General features: G+C 61.5%; 9 protein-coding genes and 1 pseudogene. 7 read left to right on the forward strand and 3 right to left on the reverse strand.

Annotated elements, in window-relative coordinates; all coding sequences use genetic code 11:
• Positions 1 to 33 precede the first annotated feature (33 nt).
• The 7 genes and pseudogenes from BLV67_RS23005 (at position 34) to BLV67_RS23035 (ending at position 8,752) form a co-directional block, all read left to right on the forward strand.
• Positions 34 to 537, forward strand: a complete 504-nt coding sequence (locus BLV67_RS23005; protein ID WP_069788179.1) for a L,D-transpeptidase family protein — start codon at positions 34 to 36, stop codon at positions 535 to 537.
• Between the two features lie 271 nt (positions 538 to 808).
• Positions 809 to 1,567: a GntR family transcriptional regulator gene (locus tag BLV67_RS23010; RefSeq protein ID WP_069788180.1), complete on the forward strand. Its 759-nt coding sequence runs from the start codon at positions 809 to 811 to the stop codon at positions 1,565 to 1,567.
• A gap of 10 nt (positions 1,568 to 1,577) precedes the next feature.
• A complete protein-coding gene (gene nagA / locus BLV67_RS23015) occupies positions 1,578 to 2,684 on the forward strand; it encodes an N-acetylglucosamine-6-phosphate deacetylase (RefSeq protein ID WP_069788181.1) in 1,107 nt (368 codons plus the stop codon).
• Complete coding sequence (locus BLV67_RS23020) at positions 2,677 to 3,687, forward strand: SIS domain-containing protein (protein WP_069788182.1); 1,011 nt, start codon at positions 2,677 to 2,679, stop codon at positions 3,685 to 3,687. Before nagA ends, BLV67_RS23020 begins: the two co-directional genes overlap by 8 nt.
• Before the next feature lie 29 nt (positions 3,688 to 3,716).
• Positions 3,717 to 6,226: pseudogene (gene ptsP / locus BLV67_RS23025) on the forward strand (phosphoenolpyruvate--protein phosphotransferase).
• Positions 6,227 to 6,252: 26 nt separating this feature from the next.
• Entirely contained in the window at positions 6,253 to 7,950 is a 1,698-nt protein-coding gene (nagE, locus tag BLV67_RS23030; protein ID WP_069788183.1) for an N-acetylglucosamine-specific PTS transporter subunit IIBC, read from the forward strand.
• Between the two features lie 334 nt (positions 7,951 to 8,284).
• Positions 8,285 to 8,752 carry an EF-hand domain-containing protein gene (locus tag BLV67_RS23035; protein WP_068931500.1) on the forward strand — a complete coding sequence of 156 codons (468 nt, stop codon included), beginning with the start codon at positions 8,285 to 8,287 and terminating at the stop codon, positions 8,750 to 8,752.
• 119 nt (positions 8,753 to 8,871) lie between these two features.
• On the opposite strand, the gene BLV67_RS23040 is transcribed toward BLV67_RS23035, so the two are convergent.
• The 3 genes from BLV67_RS23040 to purL form a co-directional block, all read right to left on the reverse strand.
• Complete coding sequence (locus BLV67_RS23040; RefSeq protein WP_068931499.1) at positions 8,872 to 9,135, reverse strand: DUF6124 family protein; 264 nt, start codon at positions 9,133 to 9,135, stop codon at positions 8,872 to 8,874.
• A gap of 475 nt (positions 9,136 to 9,610) precedes the next feature.
• A complete protein-coding gene (locus BLV67_RS23045) occupies positions 9,611 to 9,922 on the reverse strand; it encodes a YqfO family protein (RefSeq protein WP_069788184.1) in 312 nt (103 codons plus the stop codon).
• Between the two features lie 4 nt (positions 9,923 to 9,926).
• Complete coding sequence (gene purL / locus BLV67_RS23050) at positions 9,927 to 13,823, reverse strand: phosphoribosylformylglycinamidine synthase (RefSeq protein ID WP_069788185.1); 3,897 nt, start codon at positions 13,821 to 13,823, stop codon at positions 9,927 to 9,929.
• Between the last annotated feature and the right edge of the window lie 92 nt (positions 13,824 to 13,915).

The following is a 13,915-nucleotide window of genomic DNA, read 5'->3' on the forward strand; positions in this document are numbered from 1 at the left end:
CAGGCAGCACCTTCTACAAGGGAAACCGTTTTAATGCGTTGGTTGCTCGCTCTGATCTGCCTGTGGTTCGCCAGCCTGTCTTGGGCCTCCACAGTGGAAACCCTCGGCGGCAAACCGGTCGAGAAAATCCTGGTGCTCAAGTCCGCCCATCAGTTGCAACTGATCAATGACGGCAAACCGCTCAAAACCTACCGTATTTCCCTAGGCAAAAACCCCAAGGGCACCAAACTGATGGAAGGCGACCGTCGCACGCCAGAGGGCTTCTACTGGATCGACTGGCGCAAGACCAGCGACCGCTTCAACCTGGCCATGCACATCTCCTACCCCAATATCAGCGACTCGGCCCGCGCACGCCGCGAAGGCGTGAAACCGGGCAGCATGATCATGATCCACGGCACCCCCGACACCGAGGAATACCCGGAACAGTGGTTTCACACCCTGGATTGGACCGACGGTTGCATCGGCATGCGCAACGTGGACATGCGCGAAGTGTGGAACCTGGTCAAAGACGGCACCCTGATCGAGATTCGGCCGTAATCGCCTACCGCTCGTAAAATAAGTCAAAAAAAATTCAAAAAAAATCCTGCCCATGGCAGCGCCTGCCGGTGAATACCAGTTCACTGCGCGGGCTGCGCAATTCTGCGCGCACTCAAGACCTCTCTAATACCACTTGATACCAGGCACCCTTAATGTGCGCTGAAACAGGCTGCTGCACTGTTTTCGCTGCATTGACATGGTATTTAAGTGGTATTAATTTCCGGCCAATACCGGGCGACAACACTCCAATAACGCATCGGAAACCTGACAGATGAATCCCATACTGGCGCTGCGCCCCGACGACAAACAGCCCACGCCGCTGTACCTGCAATTGGCCCGCAAGCTCGAAGCGGCGATCCATGCCGGCGAGTGGAAATCCGAGCAGGCCTTGCCGTCGGAACGGGTCCTTAGTGAGCAACTGAATATTTCCCGCGTCACCGCGCGCAAAGCCCTGGAAGTGCTGTTTGCCCAAGGCTTGATTCGCCGCAGCCAGGGTTCCGGGACCTTTATCACCCCGCGTCTGGAACAGCCGCTGTCGCGCCTGTCGGGGTTCAGCGAGATGTTGCGGCTCAAGGGCTTTGTGCCCACGTCCCAGTGGCTGGAGCGCGACATCACCCCGCCGACCCACGAAGAACTGATCCGCCTGGGCCTGTCGCCGACCGACAAAGTGGCGCGGCTCAAACGCCTGCGTAAGGCTGACGACACCGTAATGGCAATTGAAATGACCGCCATGCCCGCCTCCGTGCTGCCAAACCCGCAAGCCATCGGCAATTCGCTGTACGAATACCTGGAAAGCATCGGCCAACCGGTGGTGCGCGCACTGCAACATATCCAGGCGATCAATGCCTCCGATGAGTTCGCCAAGCTGGTCGGCATCGCCCCCGGCACCGCCATGCTGCTGATGACCCGGGTCGGCTACACCGCCGACAACACGCCGATTGAAATCACCGACACCTACTGCCGCAACGACTACTACGACTTCGTCGCAGAGCTGCGCCGTAATGACTACTCCGCTGAACTGCGAGTTTAGAGAACTGCCCATGTCCGAAGACAACATCCTCACGCCCGGCGGCTGGATTCGCGGCCGCCTGGTGCACGAACACGGCAAGGTGGTCGCCATCGACGGCACACCGTGCGACCCGAACGACAATGACCTGCCCTACCTGCTGCCAGGCTTTATCGACCTGCACGTTCACGGCGGTGGCGGCAAAGACATCATGGAAGGCACCGACGCTTTCGAAACCATCACCCGCACCCACGTGCGCTTTGGTACGACCTCGATGCTGGCTACCACCATGACCGCACCGGTGGATGAAATCTCCCGTGTGCTCGGCGAACTCGGCACGTTCTGCGAGCAGCGTGCTACAGGCAGCGCTCGGGTTCTCGGCGTACACCTGGAAGGCCCCTACATCAATCCGGGAAAACTCGGCGCGCAGCCCAACTTTGCCCACACCGCGTTAATGGCCGAAGTGGAAGCCTACCTGCGCCTGGCGCCGATCCGGGTGATCACCATTGCTCCGGAAATCGCCGGCCACGATGCCCTGATCCGCGCCCTCAGCGAACGCGGCGTGCGCATGCAAATCGGCCACACCCTGGGCAGCTACGAAGAAGGCGTCGCTGCCCTCGCCGCCGGCGCCACCAGCTTCACGCATTTGTATAACGCCATGAGCCCGCTGCATCACCGCGAGCCTGGCATCGTCGGCGCCGCGTTGGCCCACGCCAAGTACGCAGAATTGATCCCGGATTTGCTGCACGTGCACCCCGGCGCCATACGCGTGGCGCTGCGCTCGATCCCGTGCCTGTACTGCGTCACCGATTCCACCGCCGCCGCCGGCATGCCCGACGGCGAATACAAGCTGGGCAGCCACACTGTGACCAAATGCCTGGGCGGCGTGCGCCTGGCCGACGGCACTCTGGCCGGCAGCACCCTGACCATGGACCAGGCGCTGCGCAACCTGGTGAAAATCGGCCTGCCCATCAGCGAAGCCTCACAACGCCTGTCGCAATTTCCTGCGGACTATTTGGGCCTGGAAGAACGCGGGCGCCTGCAACCCGGCAGCTTTGCCGACTGCGTGCGTTTGGACCGCTCCCTGACACTCACCGACGTAATGGTCGAAGGAGAAACCATTGACTTCAAAAATGCTTGAAGAGGCCCTGGCCTCCTGTCACGCCGTTGAGGCCCAACTGCAGCGCCTCAACCCGATGCTGGAGGAAGTGGCCGGGCGCCTGCGCCGTCAGCCGCCGCAAGTGGCGATGACCATCGCCCGTGGCAGTTCGGACCATGCCGCCAGCTACTTTGCCTATCTGGCCATGCAGCATGTGGGCATTCCGGTGGCGTCGTTGCCGATGTCGGTGGTGACCCTGCTGCAAGCGCCGTTAAAGGTCAGCGGCCAGGTGGCGTTCGGTTTCTCCCAGTCGGGGCAAAGCCCGGACCTGGTCAACAGCCTGCGCCTGCTGCGTAAACGCGGGGCCTTGAGCATTTCGATGGTCAACGCCGAAAATTCACCGCTGGAAGCCGCGTGCGAATTCCATGTGCCACTGTGCGCCGGGCCGGAGCAGAGTGTCGCCGCGACCAAAAGCTTTATCGCCACTTTAAGCGCCAGCGCGCAGTTGATCGGCCACTGGAACCAGGACCTGTTGCTGCTGCAAGCCTGCCAGGCCCTGCCCGACGGCTTGCGCGAAGCCGCCACCCAGGACTGGACGCCCGCCATCGAAGCCCTGCGCGCCAGCCAACGACTGATAGTGATCGGCCGTGGCGCCGGTTTTGCCATCGCCCAGGAAGCCGCGCTCAAGCTCAAGGAAACCTCGGCAATCCAGGCCGAGGCCTTCAGCAGCGCCGAAGTGCGCCACGGGCCGATGGCCTTGATCGATGAAAACTACCCACTGCTGGTGTTCGCCCCACGCGGCGCCGAGCAAGCCGGTTTGCTGAGCCTGGCCGCCGATATGCGTCAACGCGGCGCCCGCGTCTTGCTGGCGGCGCCGGACGATATCGCGGAACGCGACCTGACCCTGAGCCGCGCCGAACACCCAAGCCTGGACCCGATCCTGGCGATCCAAAGCTTCTACGTGATGGCCGCCGGCCTGGCGGAGGCCCGGGGCATGGACCCGGACCAGCCGCGCCACCTGAGCAAAGTTACCCGCACTCACTGAGTCGCGTTTTCCTGATGAGTACCGTGCCCATGTCCTACAACAATAATGAATTGACCCTAAGCGCCCCACTCAGTGGCCCGGTGCTGAGCCTGGGCAACGTTCCCGATGAAGTGTTCGCCAGTGGCGCCATGGGCGACGGTATTGCCATCGACCCGCTGAACGACTGCCTGCACGCGCCCTGTGACGGCGTGATCATCCACGTCGCGCGCACCGGGCACGCGCTGACCATTCGCGCCGACAACGGCGCCGAAATGTTGATGCATGTGGGCATCGACACCGTGGAATTGAACGGCGAAGGCTTTGCCCTGCTGGTGAAGGAAGGCGCACGGGTGAGCCAGGGCCAGGCGCTGGTGCAGTTTGATCTGGACCGCATTGCGCGCCAGTGCAAAAGCCTGGTCAGCCTGATCATCCTGACCAATGGCGAGCGCTTTGAGCTGCGGCCCGTGGCAGGAAAATTCGTTAAGGTGGGTGAGCCGTTGCTGCACATTGCCGCGCGTTCGGCAGCGCCGTTGCAGGCGGCTGTGGATAACGCGGTCACCGAAGTGCGCGCCAGCGTGCGCATTACCCACCGTGGCGGCTTGCATGCCGCCCCGCCGCGCTGGTCCGCAAGGCCGCGCAAGAGTTCAATTGCCATGCAGAGCTGCACTTCGCCGGCAAGTCGGCGCCCTGCGACAGCCTGATTGGCTTGATGGGGTTGGGCATTGGTGAAGGTGATGAAGTACGCATCACCTGTCGCGGCACCGATTGCGAGGCGGCGTTGCAGGCGTTGGTGGCCGCACTCTCGGTTGCTGTGAGTGAAGAGCACCACGCGCCGGTAGCCGTGGCTCCGCGTCGGGCGAACACCGAAGCCGGTGTGTTGCAAGGCGTGTGCGCCGCGCCCGGCCTGGTCTGTGGGCCGCTGTTTCGCCTCACCGGTATCGAACTGCCGCAAGACACGGGCACGCATGTCGCCGACGAACAACTGCAACGCCTGTACACCGCGCTGGAGCAAGTGCGCGGAGAAATCCGCAGCACCCTGGCGCAGGCACGCCAACGCAAGAACGTCGAAGAAGAAGACATCTTCGCCGCCCACCTTGCGCTGTTGGAAGACCCTACCCTGCTGGACGCCGCCACCGGTGCCATTGAGCAAGGCAGCGCCGCCACCCACGCCTGGCGCGACGCGATCCAGGCGCAATGCGCGGTGTTGCTGGCGTTGGGCAAACCGCTGTTTGCCGAGCGCGCCAACGACCTGCGCGACCTGCAACAACGGGTGCTGCGCGCGCTGTTGGGGGAAGCCTGGCACTTCGAATTGCCGGCCGGTTCGATTGTCAGCGCCCATGAACTGACCCCCTCCGACCTGCTGCAACTGAGCGCACAAAATGCCGTGGGCATTTGCATGGCCGAAGGCGGCGCTACGTCTCACGTCGCGATTTTGGCCCGAGGCAAAGGCTTGCCCTGTGTGGTCGCGCTGGGCGCCGAAGTGCTCGACGTGCCCCAAGGCCAACGCGTGGTGCTGGACGCGGCCAACGGTCGCCTGGAACTGGCACCCAGCGAGGCGCGCCACGCCGAAGTGCACCAGATTCGTGATGCGCAAAAGTTGCGCCGTCAGCAACAACAGGCCCAAGCCCGGCAAGCGGCGCACACCCGCGATGGCGTGCGCATTGAAGTGGCGGCGAATGTCGCCTCCAGTGCCGAGGCTAAAGTGGCGTTTGAGAACGGCGCCGATGGTGTGGGCTTGCTGCGCACCGAATTCCTGTTTGTCGACCGTCGCACCGCGCCGGATGAACAAGAGCAACGCCAGGCCTACCAGGCCGTGCTGGATGCCATGGGCGACAAGTCGGTGATCATCCGCACCATCGACGTGGGCGGCGACAAACAGCTCGACTACCTGCCGTTGCCGGTTGAGGCCAACCCGGTGCTGGGCTTGCGCGGCATTCGCCTGGCGCAAGTACGCCCGGACGTGCTCGACCAGCAACTGCGCGCCCTGCTGCAAGTGTCCCCATTGGAGCGTTGCCGCATCCTGCTGCCGATGGTCAGCGAGGTGGATGAATTGCTTCAGATCCGCCAGCGCCTGGATGAATTGTGCGCGGAGCTGGAACTGACCCAGCGCCCGGAACTGGGCGTGATGATCGAAGTGCCCGCCGCTGCGCTGATGGCCGAGCAATTCGCCGAACACGCAGACTTTTTATCCATCGGCACCAATGACCTGTCCCAGTACACCCTGGCCATGGACCGCGACCACGCGGGCCTGGCCGCACGGGTGGATGCCTTGCACCCGGCGCTGCTGCGCTTGATCGCGCAAACCTGCGCCGACGCCGCCAAGCATGGGCGTTGGGTGGGTGTATGCGGCGCCCTGGCGTCCGACCTGCTGGCCACGCCGGTGCTGGTTGGCCTGGGTGTGAGTGAACTGTCGGTCAGCCCGCCGCAGATCGGAGAAATCAAGGACCGCGTCCGCCAGCTGGACGCGGCGCAATGCCGGCAATTGAGCCAAGGCCTGCTCGACCTGAGCAGCGCCAAGGCCGTTCGCCAAGCCTGTCAACACCACTGGCCGCTGAGCTGAAAACAACAAGAATAGGGAGACACGCCATGTACCAACATTTCATCGAAGGCCTGCAACGCCTCGGCCGCGCACTGATGCTGCCGATCGCGATTCTGCCGATCGCCGGGCTCTTGCTGCGCCTGGGCGACACCGACCTTTTGAACATCGCGGTGATGCACGATGCCGGGCAAGCAATCTTCGCCAACCTGGCGCTGATCTTCGCCATCGGTATTGCCGTGGGTTTTGCCCGCGACAATAACGGCACGGCGGGTTTGGCCGGGGCGATTGGTTACCTGGTGATGATTTCCACACTCAAGGTGATGGACACCACCATCAACATGGGCATGCTCGCCGGTATTGCCAGCGGCTTGATGGCCGGTGGGCTGTATAACCGCTTCAAGGACATCAAGCTGCCGGAGTACCTGGCCTTCTTTGGTGGGCGACGGTTTGTGCCGATTGTCACCGGCTTTTCGGCGGTCGCGCTGGGCGTGATCTTCGGCCTGATCTGGCCGCCGATCCAGCACGGCATCAATAGCTTCGGCGTGTTGCTGATGGAAAGCGGCAGCTTTGGCGCATTCGTGTTTGGCGTGTTCAACCGCCTGCTGATCGTCACCGGGCTGCACCATATCCTCAACAACATGGCGTGGTTTGTGTTCGGCAGCTTTACCGACCCGACCACCGGAGCCATCGTCACCGGCGACCTGACCCGGTATTTTGCCGGCGACCCGAAAGGCGGCCAGTTCATGACCGGCATGTTCCCGGTCATGCTGTTCGGCCTGCCCGCTGCGTGTTTGGCGATGTACCGCAATGCACTGCCGGAACGGCGCAAGGTCATGGGCGGGATTTTTCTGTCGATGGCGCTGACCTCGTTTTTGACCGGCGTGACCGAGCCGATCGAGTTCGCGTTCATGTTCCTTGCGCCGTTCTTGTACCTGATCCACGCGGTGCTCACCGGCCTGTCGATGGCCGTGACCAATATGCTCAATATCCACCTGGGCTTTACCTTCTCCGGTGGCTTTATCGACATGGTGCTCGGTTGGGGCAAGTCCACTAACGGCTGGCTGGTGTTCCCGGTGGGGTTGGCTTATGCGGTGATCTACTACAGCGTGTTCAACTACTGCATTCGCCGGTTCAACCTGAAAACGCCGGGGCGCGAAGATATTCAAGTGGTGCAGGCTGAGGTGATGACCGATAACCAGCGGGCCAGCGCCTACATTCGTGCGTTGGGTGGGGCGGCGAACCTGTTGAGTGTCGGCGCATGCACGACTCGCCTGCGCCTGGACATGGTTGATCGCAATAAGGCGGTGGATGCTGAGCTCAAAGCACTGGGCGCCATGGCCGTGGTGCGGCCGGGTAACGGCGGGAGTTTGCAGGTGGTGGTTGGGCCGATGGCTGATAGCATTGCCGATGAGATTCGCCTGGCGATGCCGTCATTTGTTGCCAGTGCGCCAGCGGCGGTTGCACCTGTGGATAAGCCGGTTGCAGTGAATGTGCAGGAAGCCGAGAAGTGGCTGAGTGCCTTGGGTGGCCGCGCGAATGTGCGCCAACTGGAAGCGGTGGCGGTGACCCGGTTGCGGGTGGAACTGGGGGATGATTCGGTGGTGTCTGAAGCGGACCTGACTGCACTGGGTTGCCAGGGTGTGAGCCAGCTGGACAGCGGGGTTTGGCATTTGTTGATTGGTGACAAGGCCACTGGATTGGGCGAGGCACTGGAGCGGTTGGTTACCCGACCAATCAACGCCTGAACGATCGTTCCCATGCTGTGCGTGGGAATGCCGCCCCGGACGCTCCGCGTCCAAGCCGTCGCGCATGACTCAAGCCCTGCACAAGGGTGACGCGGAGCGTCACAGGATGCATTCCCACGCGGAGCGTGGGAACGATCAACAAGGCCACTGGATTGGGCGAGGCACTGGAGCGGTTGGTTACCCGACCAATCAACGCCTGACCGATCGGTCACGTGTCAACTGTGAGATCTCACAGTAGATATTCGAGAAAGCGAGCACTAGTCTTGGCTGACAGGACAGTACTCCCGTGTAGCCGTCGCCCTGATTCTTATTGACTGAGTCTGGAGCTGCGGCAATGGCTATTACTGTCGAAAAATTAGAGATCGCTCGTCGTGACTTTAAAAGAAATGACGCGAACCATGATGGCCTGTTAACAGCAGATGAATACCGACAGGCGCTGAAAGGCTATGGAGTTTCAGACGACACCATTGATCAGGCGCTGAATGAACTGGACCCCGATCAAAATGGTGAAATTACGTGGTTCGAGTTCCTCGTCGATTATGTCAACGATGTCCTGGGCCGTAAGGTCGCTTATCTCCAGATGCTGGAAAACCTGGATAAAACCTTCAAAGAATACGACACCAATAAAGATGGCAAAGCGTCAGCCATTGAAATCACCGAGGCGCTGAAAAATCAGAACTACAGTGGCTACGATATTGAGAGCGCCATCACTCACCTGACCCAGCACTACGATGTTGATCAGGATCGGGAAATCACCTGGAACGAACTGTTCATCAGCCTTATCCGCCAGTTTGAACACTGACGGTCCATCACTGCCTGAACTGGCCTCATCGCAGGCAAGCCAGCCCACACATTTTGATCTGTGAATACATTCAAATGTGGGAGCTGGCTTGCCTGCGATTGACCCTTACAGGCGCCTGATTACTTCTGTTCAGACACCTCAAATAGATCCAACACCCGGTCTACCATCAACTGGATACCTTCCAGCATCCGATGAATCCCCAGCACCGCATCACGCTGTGGGCCGTCGATGTCAAAAGCCAGATTGCCTGCCAGTGCTTGCACGGAGGCCAGGTCTTGGGAGGCATTGGCGAGCAGGGTTTCGCTGTTCAGGTTGGGGAGTACGGAGAAGATTTGGTCGGTGGGCTGAGAATCAGATGGGGGATTTGGACTGTCTTTGATCATGGTAAAACTCCTAACAAAAAATGGGAGCTACCGACATCACTTGCAGATGATGGGTGGCAGCTGTGTACGGGTCTGCAAGACCGAGTTGTTAGGAAACCCGGCAGACCCAGAGATCTCCCGCACACAGCCACCATAAATCAATGATCGCTTCATCAAAGCGGCACGATTATAGGTGCACTGTTGGCCACTAACAAACTATCGGCGGGCTTGCAGTCCCGGTCGCCACATTGGCAGCGACCCGAGAAGACTAGTGCCGCCAGTTCCGAGGGACAACCTGAAAAGCCTGTGGGAAAGATCTGAGGTGCCTGTGCCGGCGTCTTCGCGAGCAAGCCCGCTCCCACATTCGATCGCGTTTACCCTGGAGGAATGCAGTCGAATGTGGGAGCGGGCTTGCTCGCGAATAGGCCCTTGCAGCCAACAAAAAACCCGCTGACCAAACTGGCCCAGCGGGTTTCTTGTTTAAGCAACCAACGAATCAAAAATCCGCCAACTGCCACACTTCATAAGCCGGTGTTTCGTACGGATGGCTCAGTTTCAAAGCAGCCACAACAGCCACAATCAACTCATCCGCCACCACCAGCTCAACCTTCCATTCTTCAACCACTTCAACCTGGCCCATCTGCCCGAGAAACGGCTGGCTGCCGTCCAACGCGCGGAATTGGCCCTGGCCCAGCACTTGCCAGGCGCAGCTGTCGTAGTTGCCGATGCGCCCGCCGCCGGCGGCGAAGACGGCGGTTTTCACCGTCTCCACATGGCTGGCAGGTACAAAGAAGGCAAGTTTGTACACCGCCTTAGTTCACCCACACACGGGCGTTGCGGAACATGCGCATCCAGGCGCCGTCTTCGTTCCACTCTTCAGGGCGCCACGAGTTTTGCACGGCGCGGAATACACGCTCCGGGTGCGGCATCATGATGGTCACGCGGCCGTCGCGGCTGGTAAGGCCGGTGATCCCGCGCGGCGAGCCGTTCGGGTTGGCCGGGTAGCTTTCGGTGACTTTGCCGTGGTTGTCGACGAAACGCATGGCCACGCAACCGGACAGGTCAGCTTCGAGCAAGGCTTCTTCGCTGGAGAATTCCGCGTGGCCTTCACCGTGGGCGATGGCGATTGGCATGCGCGAACCGGCCATGCCTTGCAGGAAGATCGAGTTGGATTCCTGCACCTGCACCATGGCGACACGGGCTTCGAACTGCTCGGAACGGTTACGCACAAAGTGCGGCCAGAACTCGCTGCCCGGGATCAGCTCGCTGAGGTTGGACATCATCTGGCAACCGTTGCACACACCCAGGGTGAAGCTGTCGTTGCGCTCGAAGAAGCCCTGGAACGCATCGCGGGCACGGCTGTTGAACAAGGCCGATTTGGCCCAGCCTTCACCGGCACCCAGCACGTCGCCGTAGGAGAAACCGCCGCAGGCCACCAGGCCTTTGAACTCATTGAGGTCCACGCGACCGGCGAGGATGTCGCTCATGTGCACGTCGATCGCATTAAAGCCGGCGCGGTCGAACGCGGCCGCCATTTCCACCTGGCCGTTGACGCCCTGCTCACGCAGTACGGCAACTTGTGGGCGAATGCCTTTTTTGATGTAAGGCGCGGCGATGTCCTGGTTGACGTCGAAGCTGAGCTTGGTGCTCAGGCCCGGGTTGTCTTCTTCCAGGATCACGTCGAATTCCTGCTCGGCGCAGTCGGCGTTATCACGCAGGCGTTGGATCTGGTAGCTGGTCTCGGCCCACTGGCGTTGCAGCAAGCGGCGCTGGCCGGCAAACACGGTATCGCCATTGAAGGAGATATTGATTTCACCGTTGTTGATCGGCTGGCCGATTACGGCTACGCAGTCGTCCAGGCCGGCGGCGCTGAATTGTGCGAGCACGTCCGGGGTGGCGTCCTGGCGAACCTGGATCACCGCGCCCAACTCTTCGTTGAACAGGATGCCGTTGATTTCGGCGGCATCCTCGGCAACGCTGTCGAGCACGATGTTCAGGCCGCAGTGACCGGCAAACGCCATTTCGACAACGCTGGTCAGCAAACCGCCGTCGGAACGGTCGTGATAAGCCAGCAGGTGGCCGTCGGCGTTCAAGCCCTGGATCACGGCGAAGAAGGCTTTGAGGTCTTCGGCGTCATCCACGTCCGGCGCGTGCTTGCCGAGTTTGCCGTGGGTTTGCGCGAGGATCGAGGCGCCCATGCGGTTCTGGCCACGGCCCAGGTCGATCAGGATCAGATCGGTGGTGCCCTTGTCCATGCGCAGTTGCGGGGTCAGGGTTTGGCGGATGTCGGTGACCGGTGCAAAACCGGTAACGATCAGCGACAGCGGCGAGGTGACGCTCTTGTCGGTGCCGTCTTCGTTCCAACGGGTGGCCATGGACATGGAGTCCTTACCCACCGGAATGGTGATGCCCAGCTCCGGGCACAGCTCCATGCCGACAGCTTTGACGGTGTCGTACAGCCGCGCATCTTCACCTGGGTGACCGGCAGCGGACATCCAGTTGGCCGACAGTTTGACGTCGGACAGCTTGCCAATGCGCGAAGCGGCGATGTTGGTGAGGGTTTCACCAATGGCCATGCGGCCCGACGCCGGGGCGTCCAGCAGGGCCAGCGGCGTGCGCTCGCCCATGGCCATGGCTTCACCGGTGTACACATCGAAGCTGGTGGCGGTGACGGCAACGTCGGCCACCGGCACTTGCCATGGGCCAACCATTTGGTCACGGGCAACCAGGCCGGTGATGGTGCGGTCGCCAATGGTGATCAGGAAGCTTTTGCTCGCCACGGCCGGGTGGTGCAGCACGCGTTCGATGCTGTCGGCCAGGTCCAGCGTGCTTGGGTCGAAGTCATCGCCCAGCTCGGTTTCACGCACCGCCGACCGGTGCATGCGCGGGGCTTTGCCCAGCAGCACTTCCAGTGGCATGTCGACCGGGCTGTTGCCGAAGTGGCTGTCGGTGACCGTCAGCTGTGGTTCGGCAGTGGCTTCGCCGACCACGGCAAACGGGCAACGCTCACGTTCGCAGATGGCCTGGAAGCGCGCGAAGTCTTCAGGGCCAACGGCCAGTACGTAGCGTTCCTGGGATTCGTTACTCCAGATTTCGTGCGGGGCCATGCCCGGCTCGTCGTTTGGAATGTTGCGCAGTTCAAAACGGCCACCACGGTCGCCATCGTTGACCAGCTCGGGGAAGGCGTTGGACAAACCACCGGCGCCGACGTCGTGGATGAAGCTGATCGGGTTCTTGTCACCCAACTGCCAGCAACGGTCGATGACTTCCTGGCAGCGGCGTTCCATTTCCGGGTTTTCGCGCTGTACGGAAGCAAAGTCCAAGTCTGCCGAGCTGGTGCCGGTGGCCATGGAGGAAGCTGCGCCGCCGCCCAGGCCGATCAACATCGCCGGGCCGCCGAGGACGATCAGCTTGGAGCCGACCAGAATCTCGCCTTTCTTGACGTGCTCTTCGCGGATGTTGCCCATGCCGCCGGCCAACATGATTGGCTTGTGGTAGCCGCGCACTTCATCGCCACGCGGGGTGGTGATGGATTGTTCAAATGTACGGAAGTAGCCGGTGAGTGCCGGGCGCCCGAATTCGTTGTTGAACGCGGCGCCGCCCAGCGGGCCTTCGATCATGATGTCGAGTGCGGTAACGATGCGCTCAGGCTTGCCGTACGGCACTTCCCACGGTTGTTCAAACCCTGGGATCTGCAGGTTGGACACAGTGAAACCGGTGAGGCCGGCCTTGGGCTTGGCGCCACGGCCGGTGGCTCCTTCGTCACGGATTTCGCCGCCGGAACCTGTGGCTGCGCCCGGGAACGGGGCAATCGCGGTCGGGTGGTTGTGGGTCTCAACCTTCATGAGGATGTGTACCGGCTCCTGCACCGCGCCGTACTGGCGGGTTTCAGGGTCCGGGAAGAAACGCCCGGCAACGGAGCCGACGATGACCGAGGCGTTGTCCTTATAAGCCGACAGAACGCCTTCGCTTTGCATCACGTAGGTGTTCTTGATCATGCCGAACAGGCTTTTTTCCTGGCTTTCGCCGTCGATGTCCCAACTGGCGTTGAAGATCTTGTGACGGCAATGCTCGGAGTTGGCCTGGGCAAACATCATCAGTTCGATGTCGTGCGGGTTGCGCTTCAAGCCATTGAAGGCGTCGACCAGGTAGTCGATCTCGTCTTCGGCCAGCGCCAGGCCCAGTTCGGTGTTGGCCTTCTCGAGGGCGGCGCGGCCACCGCCGAGCACGTCAATCGCGGTGAGCGGCTTGGGCTCGGCGTGGCTGAACAGGCCGGCAGCCTGTTCCAGCTGGCTGACGATGATCTGGGTCATGCGGTCGTGCAGGCTGCTGGCGATCAGCTCGGCTTCGGCGTCGCTGAACTGGCCAGCCACGTAGAAGGCGATACCACGCTCAAGGCGCTGGATGCTCGACAGGCCGCAGTTACGGGCGATGTCGCTGGCCTTGCTCGACCAGGGCGAGATGGTGCCGAACCGCGGCAGAACCAGGAACAAGCGGCCGGTGGGCTCTTGAACGGGAACGCTGGGGCCGTACTTCAGAAGGCGTGCGAGCACTTGCTGTTCGTCGGCGGTCAAGACGCCGGTAACGTCGGCGAAGTGAGCAAATTCAGCATACAAGCCTGTAACCGCTGGAACCTTTTGGCTCAGTTGCTCAAGGAGTTTGCTGTGGCGAAAGGCAGAAAGGGCAGGAGCGCCGCGCAGGATCAACATCTTCGGGACAGCCTCGGGAAGGGGGTGTGCTTTGAGGCCGTGCATTCTAGCGTAAACCTGCGCCAACGGCACCCGAAACGGCACGGCTGGCC

The sequence above is a fragment of the Pseudomonas salomonii genome, from assembly GCF_900107155.1.
Classification (GTDB): domain Bacteria; phylum Pseudomonadota; class Gammaproteobacteria; order Pseudomonadales; family Pseudomonadaceae; genus Aquipseudomonas; species Aquipseudomonas salomonii.